The sequence below is a fragment of the Pedobacter sp. TM02 genome, from assembly GCF_059705275.1.
This window is the reverse complement of record NZ_AP046530.1, coordinates 3,522,901-3,540,384: the sequence shown is the minus strand read 5'-3', so window position 1 is coordinate 3,540,384 and position 17,484 is coordinate 3,522,901. Positions and strand designations below refer to the sequence as shown.

Genomic DNA, 17,484 nt, shown 5'->3' with positions numbered 1-17,484 from the left:
AAAGTAAAGTAAAATCCACGAAACTTTTTAGCAATCCAGTTAAAAAAATAAAGACCCCTTTCGTCTTCTTGTACACGTTGCGCCGGGTTTATGCAATCGATTGTATTTTTCTGTTTGTGCAAGATCTTGTGCGAAAACAAGTGATGTTCGTCAATTTGTGCTAAATTGGATGAAAATCTATCTCTATGAATACCAAACTTAATCTAAAAGGCATCAGCTGTATGCTGGCCTGCTTTCTATTCGGCTTTTTTGCCAATCCGCTTTGGGCGCAAAAACAAAACAGGCCCAATATTGTGATCATTATTTCAGACGACCATGCCTTGTCTACCATTGGCGCTTATGGCGCAAAATATGGGGCAAGTCCTCATATCGATCAATTGGCTAAACAAGGGGTAACTTTCACCAATGCCTTTGTCAACAATTCGCTGTGTGCACCAAGCCGAGCCACCTTGCTTACCGGTAAATACAGCCATGTAAATGGGTTGCGCGATAACCGCGACCAGTTTGACGCGGCACAAGATGTTTTTCCGAGACGCTTGCAGCAAGCGGGTTTTCAAACGGCATGGATAGGCAAGTGGCATCTGAAGAACTATCCGCAAGGTTTTGATTATTGGAGCATTTTGCCTGATCAAGGTCAATATTATAACCCAGATTTGATCGGCATGCAGGGAGATACGGTTAGGAAAGAAGGTTATTGTACGGACATCATTACCAACCTAACGGTTGATTGGCTCGACAAGCGCGATAAGACCAAACCTTTTTGCGTCATCATTGGCCAAAAGGCGCCACACCGGCCGTGGATGCCTGATGCGAGGGATTTGAGGCGTTTTGAGCAGGTTAAATTTGCCTTGCCTCCAAATTTCTACGACGATTATCAAGACCGCATCGCCGCGCAAACCCAAGATATGAGCATAGCCAAAACCATGCAGCTGGGTTATGACCTGAAGATGAAAAATGATCCCGCAGATCCTAAAAGCGCCGTGAATGCTACCAAACGGATGAACGCCGTGCAACAAAGAGCGTGGAATGCATATTATGACTCGGTGCAAAACGACATGGTTAAACAACAGCTGAGCGGAAAGGCCCTGATCGAATGGAAGTACCAGCGCTACATGAAAGACTATTTGGCCACTACGGTTTCGCTGGATCGAAATATTGGCGAGATTATGGACTACCTGGACAAAAACAAACTGTCTGAAAATACCATTGTGGTGTATACTTCCGATCAAGGCTTTTACATGGGCGAGCACGGCTGGTTCGACAAGCGCTTTATGTATGAAGAATCGATGCATGCCCCTTTTATCATGCGTTACCCGAAAGTGGTGAAACCCAATTCGAAAGTATCGCAATTGGTGTCGAATGTAGATTTTGCGCCTACTTTTCTAGATTTGGCGGGGGTGTCTGTTCCGAAGGAAATCCAGGGCAAATCATTTGTGCAGGTATTGAAAAACGGCAAAGAGAAAATCAGGGAGTCGGTGTATTACCATTACTACGAATTTCCGGCCGAGCATAGCGTGCGTAAACATTTCGGAATCCGTACCGATCGTTATAAGCTGATCAGGTTTTATGGACAACAGGATTTTTGGGAGTTTTACGACCTGAAAACAGATCCGCACGAAATGAAGAACCTGTACAATGACAAGTCGAAACAAGCATTGATCGCCACCTTAAAAGCAAAACTGCTGGCTTTGACCATCGAAAACAAAGACCAATTGGCCGAGGGGATCTTGAAAAAAGAAAATTAGTCTCCCAAGCTGTCAATTCTTTTGATCAGTTCCATGCAGGCGCGTCCGTTGTGGTAGGGACACTTCCAAAAACCGGCCTTGTCTTCGCCCAGCATCACGCTGTAATCGTTGCGAAGGCCCCAAAACCATTCGCCGTTTTTTTGGTCTTTCAGGTGTTTTTTTACAAAATCCCATATTTGCAGGGTGTGGCGTAAAAAGTGCTCGTGCCCGCTGATTTGCCAGGCATTAAAAAAACCGACCATGGCTTCGGCTTGTGGCCACCAATGTAGCTCTTTGACCCAGTGTTTATGGGCGGGATCGTATTCGTACCAGAGGGCTCCATTTTCATCAAGTCCTTTTAAACTGGCGTTGGCCATTTGCAAGGCCAGTTGTCTGTAATGAACGATGGTCGTTTCGTTTTTTAAGGCATGCGCGGCTTCTTCGAGCAGCCAGGAGGCTTCAATGTCATGCCCGAAAGAAATCGGGGTCGATTTTACTTTCCAGTCGTTGTCAAAAAACAGCTGGAGATGAAAGGTATGAGGATGAATAATGTGTTCGCTAAAATTCTGCAGCAGCAACTCGATGGCTTTTTTCAGGATTTCGTTGGGCCAAATGCCATACAGGTTGGCGTAAGCCTCGATGATGTGCAAATGGGTATTCATGGTCTTCTTTTCGTTCTGGTCTTTGGCGCTTAGCCTTTGGTCGGCGATGTTGGTCCATGCTCTTGTAAATGCCTCAAAATAGCCCAATTGGGTGGGGTCAAAACTGTAGAGCTCGATGAGCCTGAACGTGGCTTTGGCCAAGTCCAGGGCTTTTGGATTTGCCGTGGCCTTGTAATATTCGGCGAGCGCATAAATGGCAAAGGCCTGTCCATAGATTTGCTTTTTGCCGTCGAGTAGCTGGCCTTTGGCATCGACCGACCAATAAAAACCGCCATCAACCTCATCTGTAAAATGCTGTACCAGGTAATCAAATGCACGATGGGCGAGTTCCAAGTGGACCGCTTTTTTTTGGAGCAGATAGGCTGAAGAAAAGGTGTAAAGTATTCTGGCATTAAGCACAAGGCCTTTGGGCGCCTCCGCATTGACTTGGTTCTGATTATCGATTTGCCCATAAAAACCACCATTTTCTTGGTCTACCGTATACTTGGCCCACCAGGTGAGCAAATCTTCCAGTTCGGCATTCATTTCCGATTTAAACTGATGCAATGTGGCGGTATTCATGTATTAATAGGTGGCTTTTCCGTTTAAATTGGCTATAGTTTGAGTGCCGTGCAGGCTTTGATTTGCTTCAATGATGTCGATAATTGTGCGTACAGAAGTGGCCGAACGCAAGCCATCGGCAGGGTTGTTCATCACGTAATCGGTAAGCTGTTGTATCGTGCTGGTGGCTACATGCATGCGGGTATCTGAAGAAGCGTAGTAAATATACACCGTTCCGTCTTCATCGGCAATCCAGCCATTGCTAAAGGCTACGTTCGATACATCGCCCACGCGCTCATCGCCTTCCGGAGCCAAAAAGTAGCCGGCAGGCTTGTGCGTAACCTTGGTCAAATTGTTCAGGTCGGTCATGAACATATAAAGTACATAACGTAGTCCAGCGGCGGTATTTCTTACGCCATGCGCCAAATGTAACCAACCTTGCGGCGTTTTGATCGGTGCTGGTCCCAAGCCGTTTTTGGCTTCGTAAACCGTGTGGTAAATTTTTCTGTCGATTACGGTTTCTTCCTCAATGATGGCGTTTTCGATATTGGCCGCCAAACCAAAGCCAATGCCGCCACCGTTGCCGGCCTCTACAAAGCCATCCTGTGGCCGGGTGTAAAAAGCATATTTGCCATTTACAAATTCTGGATGCAGCACGACGTTTCTTTGCTGTGGCGACGGCGTTTTCAAATCGGCCAGTCTTTCCCACTTTACCAGATCCTTGCTCCGGGCGATGCCACATTGGGCAATAGCCGCCGATTGATCGCCTGCTGGAGCCGACTGATCTCTGCGCTCGGTGCAAAAAAGGCCGTAAATCCAACCGTCTTCGTGTTCAACCAGCCTGATGTCGTACACATTGGTGTCGGGCTCGTCGGTTTCCGGCATTATTACCGGGTAATCCCAAAAGCGAAAATGGTCTATTCCGTTAGGGCTTTCGGCAATGGCGAAAAACGATTTGCGGTCGGTTCCCTCCACACGGGCCATCAAGATATATCTGCCTTGCCATTTCATGGCGCCGGCATTGAGCACGGCGTTGATGCCAAATCTTTCGATCAGGTAGGGATTGCTTAGCGGATTGAGGTCGTATTTCCAGTTGAAAGGAACGTGCGCGGCAGTAAGTACCGGATGCTGATAGCGGTTAAAAATGCCATTTGCCGTTTCCAGTTTAACATTAGGAGTATTGATCAGTACTTCTTGATCGTGGGCTAATTTTGCAATGCGTTGTTCGAAATTTGTATTCATGGTATGTGTTAGTCTTCTAGTTTGTTCCACCAGGTTCTTTTTAAAATGAAAATAATAACCACCAGCACGGCAATGGTGAAGCCCAGGGGCTGGTACATGCCGGTAATGAGATACATCGGAAATATGGTAAGGCATAATTGGGCAACAATGCCCAGCGCTACGTTAAACATATCAAGTCCGAAATTTTTGTTGGCCTTGAAATTGGGGTCTTGAGCAGCTACCAACTGGTATATGGGTTGCCAAAAGCCCCAGGGCCTTACGGTTTTGTAAAATGATTGGAGTACTTGCGTGTCTGTTGCAGGGGCGGTGTAGGTACCAATTAGGCAACCGATCAGCGAAAGTACAAACAGCAACGGCCACCAGTATAACGGCAATCCGGTGGTTACATAAGGCATCAGCAAGGCGGCGCCAACGCCAACGGCCATACCCCAGAAAAAACCATTGGCATTAAAACGCCACCAGTACCATTTGAGGCAGTTGGCGGCTACGTAGCCACCGTACAGGCCGCCTACAATCCATTGCAGAATATCATTGACGTTATGAGCCAAAAAGCCAAAAAATACGCCTACTACCACCACCGCAATGCCAACCATATAGTTCATCGACATGATTTTTTTGGTGCTGGCCTGCGGGTTAAGGTATTTCAGGTAAATATCGTTTACAATGTAGGCCTGTGCAGCATTGAGTGTGCCACTAAAGGTACCCATAAAAGCACCGAGCAAGCCGGTAAGCACCAGGCCCAAAACGCCAACCGGCAAGAAGTTGTTGATGGTAGCTGGCAAGATGCGTTCAAAATCGGTAACGCCATCGGGGCCTTTCAGGTAAAGCTGGTTGTAGTAAAGCAGGGCCAGCACGGTTAAGCCGGTAATCATAGAGTAGCGAATGGGCAAAAGTACAATGCTCACAAAACCGGTCATTTTGCTAGCTTCTTTCGGACTACGGGTGCTCAGTACTTTTTGCATGTCGTAGTTGGGAGCCGGGCCAGCCAGCGAGGCGAAGATACCTTTCATAAGCATCATCATGAAGAAAACACCGAACAGACTGAAGCCATCGTCGGCTATTTTTTTGTTGGCCTCAGCGGCGATCTTGCTCCAGTCGAGGTTTAAATGCCAGCCAAAGAAGGGGTTGTTCCAGCCTTTGGGTACGTTGAGCGATTGATGCTGCAAATGCTGTACGGCAATAACGCCAATAGCAATGCAGGCCAAGGTCATGATCAAATATTTAATGGCATCGCCCAGCACAATGCTATGCATGCCTCCCAAAATTGAATAGAACATGGCAAAGAGCGTAAAAACGATACCATAGAAATGGGGTACATATTTGTCGGCTACCTGAAAAGGCACATAGTCCTTAATCAAATCCCAAGGCACAAAAACCTGTACAAACTTGCCCAAGCCCACAAATCCATAGGCCAAAAAGCCCAGACAGCTGATCAGCGCAAAGGCGATAACCACGATATGCGAACTTTTGACGCCCCTGCCTTGCAGGCCGAAGCGGGTTTTGAGCCATTCGGCACCGGTTGTTGCGTTCGATCTCCGGAGCCATTTTGACAGGAACATCATCATAAACACCTGGTTAAAAACCGGCCATAACCAAGGGATCCAGATGCTTTTGAAGCCGTAAACGAAACAGAGGGCTACCATCCACATGGTGCCGCTAATGTCGAACATGTCGCTGGCATCGCTGAGACCCAACATGTACCAAGGTAGTTTTTTGCCACCCATTAAATAGCTTTCCTTGTCTTGCTTGGCTTTGTTTTTCATGTAAAAGCCAATGAGGATCATGGTAGCCAGATAGGCGAGGAGAATAAGAATGTCGAGGAGATGGAGTTTCATTTTTTGGCTTGGTATATTTTTAGGGTGCTCAATTTTTTCTCGAACAAAATTTTAGGGTTCTGGTAAAATCTTTGAAAGTCGTTGGCCGATGCCTGGCCAGGGTAAGGTGCATAGTAGTGCATTTTTTTCATGCTGGGCGAATAGCCGGCGTTGCGCCAAACCAATACATAAGCCACCGGAAAATCTTTGATAACGGGCCATAAAGTTTGGGTCCACCAGTTGGTGTCGGGTATGGCCTCGTAACCCGTTTCGGCAAAGGCCATGGGTTTGTGCTTGGCCTTTGCTATTTGGGTGAGCAGCGTCATTTCGTGCCGAACGGCCTTGATGAAGTCTTTTTGAGGCTGGGTGTCGAATTGATAATGGTCAAAGCTGAGCAGGTCTACCACGTCGTCGCCAGGATAACGTTCCAGGTAAGCCGTCTCGGTAGTAAAATCGTTGGTGTTGTAAACCACGATAAGGTTATGCAATTGCTTTTCGGTTCTTAAATAGTTGATGGTAAAGCGCCAGGCTGCCTTGAGTTGTGCAGGGGTTGACGTTTTGCTGCCCCACCAAAACCAATCGCCGGTGAGTTCGTGGAATGGCCTGAACAGGATAGGGATGGCTTCGCCTTTGGGACCTTGGAGACTGTGCATGAAGCGGGCTGCTTTATCGAGCCACGATTTGTAAAGCTCGTGTTTGGCGCCTCCCGGCAAGATAGAGGCCACTGCATTTTGGGTAGTATCCCAAGATGAACCACCGCTTAACGGATTGTTGAAATGCCAGCTTAGGGTAATGATGCCCCCACGTTGATAGCCTTCTTTAATGTATTTCCGCATCTTTTCGAATGGCACACCATCAATGTTATTGGCCGAATCGAGTTCAATGCGGGCCATGTCCCAGCCGTATACTGCAGGATAATCGTTTACAACGGCTTTGATATCGCTTTTGCCGTTAACGTATTTCCAGTTTACGCCGTAGGCCAAGTCATCCTGATGGCCAAACAAGGTATGTTTTTGGCTGAGCCGATAGAGGTTTTTATACAGTATTTGGGTAGTTGCCGTGGCTCGCGCATCGCTCAGTTGCTGGGCTTTTGCCCACCACGAAAGCAGGCAAAGGGCAAGGGTAGCTAAATAGGATCGGTGTATCTTCATGTAAGGGGCATTTATTTGGGGGAGAGTACTTCTTTGATGGGTTTTCCTATTTCGTGGCCATTCTCGAATTTGACTCCTAAAAACGAAGCAATGGTTTGGGCAAGTTGGTTTTGGTACAGTTGGCCTTTTTGCTTCACTTCGCCCAGGGCCTTGGTATCAGGGCCCATCACGGCCAAAAATATTTCGTTAGAGTGGGGTACGCTATAATAATGGTGTTGCCAGTTGTCTTCGTAGCCTCGGCCATGGTCTTCGGTAATGATAAAGGTGGTTTGGTCTTTGTAAAACGGATCGCTCTGCATGTAGTTCCATAAATCGGCAATCATGGCATCGTTGTAATTGGTGGCATCTAAATAATAATCGTATTTGCCACTGTGGGCCAAAGCATCGGTTTCGATAAAGCTCAGCTGCAAAACCCTCGGATGGTTCAATTTTACGTATTCCTTGGCCAAAGCATAGGTAATGCCGTCGTGTCGCTCGCCACCTCCATAATCTTTGGGCAACCAATGCTGCAGGTCGTTCAGTGCCTTTTGTACCTCGCTTAACTTGTCGCCTTTTACATTGTTGAAACCCGAGTTGATGGGGAAGCCCGAACGTTCAGCGTTCAGGATTTTATAAAAAGCATCCCACGAGGTAAAAGTAGCCACTTTGCCTTTAAACTCGGGTAATTTGTTCAGAAACTCCAGCACATTGATGTTGTGGTTGGCCGGATGCGAATTGGAATTGATCAGCGTATCGGGATAGCCCGTAAATATTTCGTTGTAGCCCGGATACGAAAACCAATAGCGGTTGGTTACATTAACCATGTTACCGTAGTTGCGGTTACCATAAATCTGTCCATGCTTGGCCAGGTAATTCCAAAAGAAGGGCATGAGTTTTGCCCTTCTTTGGTTGAGGTCTGTGCTCCAGTACTTGCGTACGCGCCAGGCTGAGTCCTGCGAGGTGAATTTCTTGCCAAACAGGTTGCTAGAATCGGCACCATTAAACAAATCCTTCCAGCGGTAGCCATCAAAAGTAATGACCACCACGTTTCGGGTTCGTTGTGCAAAGCTGGTTTGCAAGCCCAGCAATAGGCAAATGGTAACTAAAACTAAACGCATCTGTTTCTTAATAAAAGCCTACGTCGTCGATATAAATCTGCGAGGCTAGACCACTGAATTCCTGAAAAGTAATATAATCTATGGCAGTAGGGCTGCCGATGTTGATCAAGGGAATTTGGTAGTCTGTCCAGGCGCCTTCGGTTAATACCAGATCGTAAGTGCTCTTTGCCGGGGTTACCGAAATCCTTACTTTTTTGCCGGCAGTGCCCGGACCTCCGTAAATGGAGATTTTCAAAGTGGTATAGCCAGTAGTGCTGAAAGTTGGGATGCACCTGAACCTGGCCGCGCCGAAGCCCACGGTAAATTTATGCCCGATGGCGATGGTGCCACGTCTTACGATAACATTTTGGGTCATGTCGTAAGTGCTGCTGTACGAGGTATTACTCCAGCCGCCACGCAAGGCATCATCAAAAATGATATGCTTAAGGCCAAAGGTTTTGCTGGCGGTAACCGATCCGACAGGCGTGGTTACCACTACTTGTCCGTAAGAAACACCAGTTGGTACTTTGATCTTGATTTCGGTTTGCGTGCTCGAAACTACGGTAGCAGCAACGCCATTGATGGTTACCCCGGTTAAGCCTTTAAAGTAATTGCCTTTAATGGTGACCTGGTCGTCGGGATTGCCAGCCGGCGGATCAAAGCTGGAAATAACCGGTGCGGGTTGCATGATCTTGAAGTTGAGCGTGGCCGAGCCGTATTTGGTGGTTACCGTTATCGGGTTGTTGATCGGGTCGGTTAGGTTAGCCGGAATTTTGACCGTAATGCTGGTTTCGTCGGCATAGGTGAGCGAATCGGCAGCCAAGGTACCATTGAAATCTACCTTTGAGGTGGTGCTCAGGTTGGTGCCTTTAATGATAATCCACTCGCCATAGCCTACTGAAGCCAGTGGCGTAGTGCGGGCGCTCAGGTTGGTTACCTCACTTAAAGTGGGAGGCGCCGTATTTTCAGACTTGTCTTTTTTGCATGAGCCCGCCAATAGCATTAGCACGGCTGTTAACATGCCAAAACCAAGTGTTAATCGAGTTCTTTTCATCATGTTTTGATTTAAATTTATGACTAAAAACTATTTTTACCAGCCGGGATTGTTACCCTTGATGGCTGTATTGGAGTTCAATTCGTTTAATGGCAAAGGCAACAGGAGGTTTTTCAGCGAACGCACTTTGGAAATGTTGTTCTGCCCCGAACTGATTTTGTTCATCACCTGCAGGTAGATGCCCCAGCGCATCAGGTCGAAACGTCTGATGCCTTCGAGGTTGAACTCGCGGGCGCGCTCGGCCAGCACAAAGCTGCGGAACTGCTCTGGGGTCATGTTGGCCGGTGCATTAGTGGCATTGGCCCTGCCTCTTACGGCATTTAAGGCGTTATAGGCTGCCAGGGTAGCGCCGTTTACCTCGTTTTCGGCTTCGGCATACATCAGCAATACTTCCGAATAACGCAGGAGCGGATAAAACGCATCGCTATTGGCTACGTTAGGGTCGGCAACGCTGCTGTATTTGATCACATAAGCTCTTTCGGCGGTAGTACTGCCGGTGTTGTTGTAGGTAATGCCGTTTACTACTTTGTACTGGGCGGCCTGCCACGATGGGTAGAAAATATAAGTGCCCTGCAAGGTTTGATAGTTGTGGAATACGCCCTCTAACACACGTTTGTCGGCATCTTCATAATCGTTATAGTGGTTGTTGGTGGTCCAAACCGCACCTTGGCCAAAGGTAGATCTGGCCGAAAAATAGGCGCTAAGGTTGTTTACAAAGGCAGTTCCAGCCAGCGACTGCAGTTCCCACATCTGCTCTTTCGAGTTGCGGCCTGCAATGCTCCATAGGTCTTTCCAGCTGGTAGTTAGCGAGTAAAGCCCACTGGTAATCACCTCATTGGCTTTGTCTCTGGCCAAGGTGTAATAAGCTTTGGCATCTAATCCTTCCAATCCCTTCACTACATCTTTGGCATAAGTGTAATAGCCATTGTCGGTGCCACCACGTACGGTTACATTGCCCGTTGAGGCGCCCGAGGCCATGGTGAGGTAGGTTTTGGCTAAAAAGGCCTTGGCTACGCCTTGGTTTACGCGACCAGCTTCGCCGGCTTTGGCATGGCCCAGAGGTAACAGCATGCTTTCGGCGGCTTTAAAGTCGCTGATTACAACATCGTAGGTTGCTTTAACCGTGGCACGTGGCACACTGGTTTCCGGGTTTTCGGCCGACAGCGATTTTAAGCGCAAGGGAACGCCTCCATACAGCTGTACCAGTTGAAAATAGGCCCAGCCCCTTAAAAAGTAAGCTTCGCCCAAAATCCTGTTTTTAATATCCGGATCGATGTTGGTAATGTTAACCACATTTTCTAAAACGGTATTGGCACGGGCAATAATGGCGTAGCATCCTACCCAAGGCCTGTCCCAGCCAAAATAAGCCTGCGGATTGCCGGCTCCGGTAGTGCCCAGAAACCAATCGGCCCCCGATACATGGTCGTCGTCTAAAATGGTCATGTTCCAAAAAGGCTGCAGGTACAAATCGTAGGTATATAGCTCGTTGTATACCCCGTTGATGGCCGCCTTGGCATCGCTCTCGTTGCGGTAAAAATTTTCCGGCGAGTAGAAGGAATAGGGCTTTTCTTCGAGTGCCTTTTTGCAAGAGCTCATGCTGGCTACCCCCATGAGGCCGGCCAGTGCAATTATATAAGTTGAAATCGCTTTCATAATGCTAGGTTGAATAGGTTAAAAACTGCAGCGTAGCGACAGGTTATAGGTTCTTGAATTAGGGTAGCCGCCGAGGTCGACGCCAAACAGCGCAGGATTATCGCCATAGCTGTTGATTTCAGGATCATAGCCAGAATAGTTGGTGAAAGTAAACAGGTTGTTTACGCCAAAGGCCACCCTTAGCGACTTCACCGTTTTTGAAGTAATGGGCACATTGTAGCCCAGTGTGACGTTTTTGATACGTACAAAGCTGCCATCCTCAATAAATCTTCTGCTAAACAACTGGTTCCTGAAAAACTGGCGCATGATTTTAGGGCCGGTAGCTTGGCTGTTGTCTTTGCCTTGTGCCCAGGCACCATCAAACATATCCTGGGTGATGTTTTTGTTGGTGCCCAGGTTGCCGTTAAAACGGGTGTTCATGTTGATGATGTCGTTGCCCTGCACCCCATTGATAAAGATGCTCAGGTCAAAGCGCTTGTAGCGGAAATTGTTCGTAAAGCCAAAGGTGTAATCCGGATTGACGTCGCCAATAAAGGTGCGATCGGTTTGCGAAATGCTGGTTGGATCGTTGTCCAGATTCTTATACTTGATTTCGCCAATGGTTCGCAAAATAATGGCGTCGCTTTGGTTGGCATAAGCCGGATCGTTTCTTACCTCGGCTTCGTTGTCGTAATAGCCATCTTCTACATAGCCATAAAGTGCGCCGATGGGTTTGCCTACGGTTTGGATAAATGGTGCATCGCCGGTAGAAATGTTGCGGCCATACTGTTCGGTTACATCTTTGCTCAGGCTCAGGATCTTGTTGCGGTTAAACGAGATGTTAAAGTTCGAGCTCCATTCGAAATCTTTTTTCTTGATGATAGCGCCCTCTAAAATTACTTCCAGACCCCTGTTTTGGATCGAGCCCGAGTTAACCAGCTTGGTTTGAAAACCTGTTGAAGAAGGGATGATCAGGTTCTGCAACAGGTCGTTGGTAATTTTTTTATACAAGTCTACATGCAGGTTCAGCCTGCTTTTGAACATGCTTAAATCCAAGCCGAGGTTGTAGGCTGTGGTGGTTTCCCATTTCAGTTTTTCATTGGCCGGTCCGGCATACAGATCATTGGCCAAGCCTGTTTGTACGGCGCCGCCAAAAGGATAGTTGTATACGCTCAGCTTAGCCAGCGAGGCATAAGAGCCAATGCCTTGGTTGCCGGTTTGCCCGTAGCTGAAGCGTGCCTTAAGCTCGTTGATGACCTTGAGGTTTTTCATGAAATCTTCGTTAGAGACTTTCCAGGCCACACCAGCCGATGGAAAACCCGCCCATTTGTTGTCTTTGCCAAACTTGCTCGAACCATCCTGGCGATAAGAAACGGTTAGGAGGTAACGGTCGTCATAGCTGTAGTTGGCACGGCCCAAAAACGAAATCAGCGTAGATTGATACCTGTTGGTGATAACCGGCAACACGGTTTCGCCCGCGGCCAGGTTTTCGTTTTCCAAGGCGTCGTTAGGGAACGTTTTAGCTTCGGCCCTTTTGCTTTGGCCGTTGGTGCGCTCGAAGGTGCCGGCACCCATTACATTAAGGCTATGCTTGTTGAGCTGTTTGTTGTAGGTCAAAATACTTTCGGCAACGCCACTGTTCCATAAATTGTCTGATTTGAGACCCCAGCCTTTTACAGCAAAGCCTTCGTAAACGCTTCGTGGGTAATATTGGTCCCTATTGCTCGAAGCATAGTTGAAGCCAATGTTCTGCCTAAACTTGAAGTCTTTGAGGAAAGTAGCTTCCAGGTAGTTGGAAGAAAAGATATTTAATCCCTTGACGCGGTTCAGCACATCGTTTACATAGATTTGCGGATTGGTAATAAAGGCATCACCTACACCATCGTAAGCCAAGGCATCGGTTAGCGTAGAAGGAAAAGTGATGGCCGCACGGATTACACCCGCACTGGCGGCATCAGATTTGTCGGTGCCTGTTTTAACGCCGTTGGTTGTAGAACTGGCAATAGACGTGCTGGTGCCTATTTTAATCGTTTTACTGATGTTCCGGGTTAGGTTCATGCTCAAGCCGAAACGGTTGTAGTCTGAGTTGGAAATGGTGCCTTCCTGGTTCAGGTAGCTGAAAGTTAGGCTGTGGCTGCCTGCATCGGTGCCTCCCGAAACGTTGATCGAGTAGTTTTGGTAAAGGCCTTTGCGAAAAATACGGTCCTGCCAAGAATTGTTGTCGCCAACAAAATCCTGTGGACCTCTGGCATAATAAGTATGGCCAGGATTTAAAGGATCGGGCAGTTGCGTGCCTGGATAGGGCAAGGTATAATTGGTGCCGGTGTATTTGTTGGAGTTGGCATAGGCCAGGTTTTGGTAAGTGGCATATTCAGCAGGATTCAAAACATCGAGGGTTTTTGAAACTTCGGCCTGTCCCACCGTAAAATTGGCTTCGATCCTGTCTTTGCCGCTTTTGCCTTTTCTGGTGGTAATGAGCACTACGCCATTGGCGCCGCGCGATCCGTAAATGGCCGTGGCCGAAGCATCTTTCAGGATGTCGATGGTTTCGATGTCGTTGGGGTTGAGGAAAGACATGGCATTCAAGGTCTGTTTTTCATCATCGCCGATTGAAGCCGGCGTAGAACCGCTGCTCGAATTGTTGAAAGGTACGCCATCGATTACATAAAGTGGCTCTGTTCCTCCTAAAAAGGAGTTAGAGCCCCTGATGCGAAGGCTTAATCCAGCGCCAGGTGCCCCGTCGTTTTGGGTTACGTTAACACCCGCTACTTTTCCTTGAAGCGCCTGCAACACATTGGTTGGCGCATCGGTAAGCAGCTGATCTCTCCCGATCCGGGTAACCGAACCGGTAAGATCGGTTTTTTTCACGGTGCCATAGCCTACAATCACCACATCGGAAAGCATGGTGCTTTTGGTTTTTAATACCATGTTGAATGTGGTTCTGGTGCCGATGGTGGCTTCTTGCTCTTCCATTCCTAAAAAGGTGAAAACAAGCGTTTGGGCATTGGCGGGCACATTGATCGCAAAGTTTCCTTCTGCATCGGTGCTTACCGAAGTTTTGCTTCCCTTTACGCTTACCGAAACGCCCGGAAGCGTTAGCCCGTTTTCGTCGCTTACCTTTCCGCTAAGCCTTCTGTCTTGTGCGAAACAGGTGGCGAAAGCTAGGAAACATACAAGTGCAGCCAATAAATGTTTGGTTACTTTATTCAGCATAAGTCGTTTTATTTGGTTTACTCAAAAGTAGGGCGCAATATAACGCAATGAATAATACTATTTTATCCATTTATAGTATTTTTATCGCTATGTTATACCACGGTTTAAAATTTGAATTACTTTAGTGGTTGTAATCAGGTTTTTATTGATGATTTACGGCAGGTTTCCTTATATTTAATTGTGATATTATTTTATCCATATAGTTGATGTTATTTATTCATTTATCGTGCAGAACAATATAATCAAAGAAATAACCCCGCTAACCAATAGCGATTGTTTCACCATTTTCGAGCGGACAAAAAAGGATTTCGATTTCCCTTTGCATTACCACGAAGAAATGGAATTGAACTTTATTTCGAATGCCGGCGGCGCCCGTAGGGTAGTTGGCGACCATATTGAAGAAATAACCGATATCGAACTCGTGCTCATTGGCTCAAACCTGCCCCATGTTTGGGAAACCCATAAACTGGCCGGCAAGGAAATACATGAGGTAACCATCCAGTTTCATAAGGATCTTTTTGACGAAAAGCTGTTGCGCCGAAACCAATTGAGGGTGATTAGGGAAATGTTCGAAAAATCGAAATGTGGTATTTTGTTTTCGGCCGCCACAGCACAGCAGATCGGTCCGCGTTTAGTCCAGTTGAATAAAAAACATGGTTTTGACTCGGTACTCGAGCTCATGTCTATCCTGCACGACCTTTCTACTTCTCGAAACATGCGCACCCTGTCTGACTCGACCTTTAGCCAGGCCGAATTTTCGTACAGCAGCCGCAGGGTAGAAAAGGTAATGGAATACATCAATTTCAATTTCGATAAACAGGTAACCTTAGGAGAGGTGGCACGCATTGCCAACATGACCGAGGTATCGTTCAGCCGGTTTTTCAAAAGTAGAACGGGCGTAAGCTTCATCGATAGCCTCATCGAAATCAGGCTGGGCCATGCTTCCCGCAAGCTGATCGATACCACCGAGGCAGTTGCCGAAGTGGCTTATAACTGCGGTTTTAACAACATCTCTAACTTTAACCGCATTTTTAAAAAGAAAAAAGGCTGTACGCCAAAAGAATTTAGAGAAAACCTGTCTGGCAACCGAATTTTTGTATAAGATGAAAAACTTTTTTTTGATACTGGCTTTAGGGGTGATGGCCTTGGCTGGTCGGGCCAATCCTGCCGGAAACAAATTTTATACGGCCAATCACCAATATATCCAATACACGGGCCGGTTCGACTTTTCCAATCAGCTGCGGCCAAAGGTTTGGGCCTCGGGCGCCTACGTGGTGATCCGGTTCAAAGGACCCTCGTGTATGGTGCAGCTCAACGACGAAATGCTATGGGGCACGGTGCATAATTACATCGAAGTAATTATTGATGGTCAGCCGGCCCGTAGGTTACAGCTCAAAGGGAGAGAAAATACATTGGAATTGGCCAAAAATCTTTCGCCTGGCGTGCATACGCTACTCATTTGCAAAGATACGGAGGCCGAAAATGGTTATATCGAACTCCTGGGCTTTTCTTGCCGCGAATTGTTGCCTCCGCCAACCAAAGCCAAGCGCAAGCTCGAATTTATCGGCGATTCGATTACCTGTGGCTTTGGTGCCGACGAAAGCGCAATCAAATGTGGTGCACCTCATGCGCAGTGGTACGACCAGCACAATGCCTGGATGGCCTACGGGCCTACCACCGCACGCAGCCTTAATGCACAATGGCACTTGTCGTCGGTTTCGGGCATAGGTTTGATCCATAGTTGCTGCGATAAGCAAATACTGATGCCCCAGGTGTTTGACAAGGTCAGCATGGCTAAAGATAGCCTGAAATGGAACTTTGCCAATTACCAACCCGATGTGGTAACGGTGTGTTTGGGCCAAAACGATGGCATACAAGATTCGGCCAAGTTCTGCAATGCCTATGTCGGTTTTGCCAAAACCCTGCGCAGCTATTACCCTCAAGCCAAATTGGTGTTTTTAACTAGCCCAATGGCCGACCAGGCACTCAAAACGGCATTAATAAAGTACATTACGGCTGTTCGGGCCACTTTAAACAGCCAAGGCGAACGCAATACAGGGTCTTATTTTTTTGTAAAGCGATCTATAAAAGGCTGTAGCAGCCACCCTTCGATGGCCGAACAACAAGAAATAGCCCAAGAACTCACCACTTACCTTAAAAAGGAGATGAAATGGTAAGGTTTATGCTATTGCTTTGTTTGGCTTGCTGTGCAAATTCCCTGCAGGGGCAGGAATTGTTCAGGATGAAAAGTGGCGTAAATTCTCGCTTAATCAGCTTCGAAAATATGAGCGGAGCCAAAGGCAGTGGGGGCAAGGAAAATAATGGCGCTAAAGGCCATGCTACCGAGACAATTTTTCCTGGAAAGAGCAGGACTATTGTCGACTACCTGGGGACGGGAATTGTGCAACGTATTTGGTGCACCATTAGCGAGCGTAGTCCAGAAGTGTTGCGTTCTATCCGTATCCAAATGTATTGGGATGGAGATGCCAAACCAGCAGTGGATGTGCCTATTGGCGACTTTTTTGGATTGGGTTTGGGGCAGAAGCGGCCTTTCGAATCGGTTTTTTTTAGCGATGCAGAGGGTAAATCCTTCAATTGCTTTATTCCGATGCCTTTTCGCAAGCAGGCCAAAATCATTTTTGTAAACGAGAGTCGGCTTCAAGTGAACCTTTTTTATGATGTTGCCATTTTAGAAACGGCACCACATCAGGATGATGTTCTTTATTTTCATGCTTATTGGAGTAGAAAAATCAAAGCCGATCTGGGTGAAGATTTTGAGATATTGCCAAAAATTACGGGGAAGGGACGCTTTTTAGGGACTAATATTGGCGTTATTGCCGATTCGCTATATCAAGGTACTTGGTGGGGCGAGGGCGAAGTAAAAATGTATATCGACGAAGATGGTCCCTACCCAACTATCAATGGAACAGGTACTGAAGATTATGTAGGCGCAGCCTGGGGCTTAGGAACATTTAACCATCAATATCAAGGCTGTTTAATTGCCGATAATAAAATGGGCTATTTTGCATTTTATAGGTATCATGTACCAGACGAGATCTACTTTACCCAGAGCATGCGGGTCACCATTCAAGAATTAGGCGGTTCGAGTTTAGAAACCGCGAGGGCTTTGCTGAGCAAAGGGGTAAAAATGAAACCGGTAATCGCCAATTCTAAAATTGGTTATTTGAAACTGAATGCCATGAATCCCGCTCCGCATTTAAGTGATGAACAATTTCGTCCAGGTGGCGTTTTATTCTATCGCATTGACGATTATTCGGCCACGAGTTATTTTTATCTTAACCAAACCAGTAACAATTTACCGGCTCTACAGCCATTAGCTATACGTACACAACAATTAAAAACCATAAAATAATCC

At 47.1% G+C, this 17,484-nt stretch carries 12 protein-coding genes; 4 read left to right on the top strand and 8 right to left on the bottom strand.

The window, feature by feature from the left end; all coding sequences use genetic code 11:
- The first annotated feature begins 185 nt into the window (after nucleotides 1–185).
- Complete coding sequence (locus AC6H1S_RS15205; RefSeq protein WP_497564138.1) at nucleotides 186–1,745, top strand: sulfatase family protein; 1,560 nt, start codon at nucleotides 186–188, stop codon at nucleotides 1,743–1,745.
- On the opposite strand, the gene AC6H1S_RS15200 is transcribed toward AC6H1S_RS15205, so the two are convergent.
- Genes AC6H1S_RS15200 through AC6H1S_RS15165 form a run of 8 tightly spaced genes read right to left on the bottom strand, consistent with a single transcriptional unit; the run spans nucleotide 1,742 to nucleotide 14,108 of the window.
- Entirely contained in the window at nucleotides 1,742–2,947 is a 1,206-nt protein-coding gene (locus AC6H1S_RS15200) for an AGE family epimerase/isomerase (protein ID WP_497564137.1), read from the bottom strand. The genes AC6H1S_RS15205 and AC6H1S_RS15200 overlap by 4 nt on opposite strands.
- A gap of 3 nt (nucleotides 2,948–2,950) precedes the next feature.
- A complete protein-coding gene (locus AC6H1S_RS15195) occupies nucleotides 2,951–4,168 on the bottom strand; it encodes a glycoside hydrolase family 130 protein (RefSeq protein WP_497564136.1) in 1,218 nt (405 codons plus the stop codon).
- Between the two features lie 8 nt (nucleotides 4,169–4,176).
- Entirely contained in the window at nucleotides 4,177–6,003 is a 1,827-nt protein-coding gene (locus AC6H1S_RS15190) for a sodium:solute symporter family protein (protein ID WP_497564135.1), read from the bottom strand.
- The gene (locus tag AC6H1S_RS15185) at nucleotides 6,000–7,133 is read right to left on the bottom strand and encodes a glycoside hydrolase family 26 protein (RefSeq protein WP_497564134.1); all 1,134 of its coding nucleotides are present in this window, start codon (nucleotides 7,131–7,133) and stop codon (nucleotides 6,000–6,002) included. The genes AC6H1S_RS15190 and AC6H1S_RS15185 overlap by 4 nt, the downstream gene beginning before the upstream one ends.
- A gap of 11 nt (nucleotides 7,134–7,144) precedes the next feature.
- Nucleotides 7,145–8,230 carry a phosphoglyceromutase gene (locus AC6H1S_RS15180; RefSeq protein ID WP_497564133.1) on the bottom strand — a complete coding sequence of 362 codons (1,086 nt, stop codon included), beginning with the start codon at nucleotides 8,228–8,230 and terminating at the stop codon, nucleotides 7,145–7,147.
- 7 nt (nucleotides 8,231–8,237) lie between these two features.
- Nucleotides 8,238–9,266, bottom strand: a complete 1,029-nt coding sequence (locus AC6H1S_RS15175) for an IPT/TIG domain-containing protein (protein WP_497564132.1) — start codon at nucleotides 9,264–9,266, stop codon at nucleotides 8,238–8,240.
- Nucleotides 9,267–9,299: 33 nt separating this feature from the next.
- Nucleotides 9,300–10,916: a RagB/SusD family nutrient uptake outer membrane protein gene (locus AC6H1S_RS15170; RefSeq protein WP_497564131.1), complete on the bottom strand. Its 1,617-nt coding sequence runs from the start codon at nucleotides 10,914–10,916 to the stop codon at nucleotides 9,300–9,302.
- 18 nt (nucleotides 10,917–10,934) lie between these two features.
- Entirely contained in the window at nucleotides 10,935–14,108 is a 3,174-nt protein-coding gene (locus AC6H1S_RS15165; RefSeq protein ID WP_497564130.1) for a SusC/RagA family TonB-linked outer membrane protein, read from the bottom strand.
- Between the two features lie 226 nt (nucleotides 14,109–14,334).
- Here AC6H1S_RS15165 and AC6H1S_RS15160 point away from each other — a divergent pair, with 226 nt between their 5' ends.
- From AC6H1S_RS15160 to AC6H1S_RS15150, 3 genes are read left to right on the top strand one after another with little or no spacing between them, the layout of a single operon-like run.
- The gene (locus tag AC6H1S_RS15160; RefSeq protein WP_370583449.1) at nucleotides 14,335–15,210 is read left to right on the top strand and encodes an AraC family transcriptional regulator; all 876 of its coding nucleotides are present in this window, start codon (nucleotides 14,335–14,337) and stop codon (nucleotides 15,208–15,210) included.
- Between the two features lies 1 nt (nucleotide 15,211).
- Nucleotides 15,212–16,285 (top strand): SGNH/GDSL hydrolase family protein, encoded by a 1,074-nt coding sequence (locus tag AC6H1S_RS15155; RefSeq protein ID WP_497564129.1) that lies wholly within the window; start codon nucleotides 15,212–15,214, stop codon nucleotides 16,283–16,285.
- Entirely contained in the window at nucleotides 16,279–17,481 is a 1,203-nt protein-coding gene (locus AC6H1S_RS15150) for a glycoside hydrolase family 172 protein (RefSeq protein ID WP_199137568.1), read from the top strand. The genes AC6H1S_RS15155 and AC6H1S_RS15150 overlap by 7 nt, the downstream gene beginning before the upstream one ends.
- Nucleotides 17,482–17,484: the final 3 nt, after the last annotated feature.

Bases quoted from the DNA above. Each gene is read 5' to 3' on its own strand.
- AC6H1S_RS15180 (WP_497564133.1), bottom strand. From the start codon at position 8,230: ATGCGTTTAGTTTTAGTTACCATTTGCCTATTGCTGGGCTTGCAAACC.
- AC6H1S_RS15195 (WP_497564136.1), bottom strand. From the start codon at position 4,168: ATGAATACAAATTTCGAACAACGCATTGCAAAATTAGCCCACGATCAA.
- AC6H1S_RS15150 (WP_199137568.1), top strand. From the start codon at position 16,279: ATGGTAAGGTTTATGCTATTGCTTTGTTTGGCTTGCTGTGCAAATTCC.
- AC6H1S_RS15175 (WP_497564132.1), bottom strand. From the start codon at position 9,266: ATGATGAAAAGAACTCGATTAACACTTGGTTTTGGCATGTTAACAGCC.
- AC6H1S_RS15155 (WP_497564129.1), top strand. From the start codon at position 15,212: ATGAAAAACTTTTTTTTGATACTGGCTTTAGGGGTGATGGCCTTGGCT.
- AC6H1S_RS15185 (WP_497564134.1), bottom strand. From the start codon at position 7,133: ATGAAGATACACCGATCCTATTTAGCTACCCTTGCCCTTTGCCTGCTT.
- AC6H1S_RS15190 (WP_497564135.1), bottom strand. From the start codon at position 6,003: ATGAAACTCCATCTCCTCGACATTCTTATTCTCCTCGCCTATCTGGCT.
- AC6H1S_RS15200 (WP_497564137.1), bottom strand. From the start codon at position 2,947: ATGAATACCGCCACATTGCATCAGTTTAAATCGGAAATGAATGCCGAA.
- AC6H1S_RS15165 (WP_497564130.1), bottom strand. From the start codon at position 14,108: ATGCTGAATAAAGTAACCAAACATTTATTGGCTGCACTTGTATGTTTC.
- AC6H1S_RS15205 (WP_497564138.1), top strand. From the start codon at position 186: ATGAATACCAAACTTAATCTAAAAGGCATCAGCTGTATGCTGGCCTGC.
- AC6H1S_RS15170 (WP_497564131.1), bottom strand. From the start codon at position 10,916: ATGAAAGCGATTTCAACTTATATAATTGCACTGGCCGGCCTCATGGGG.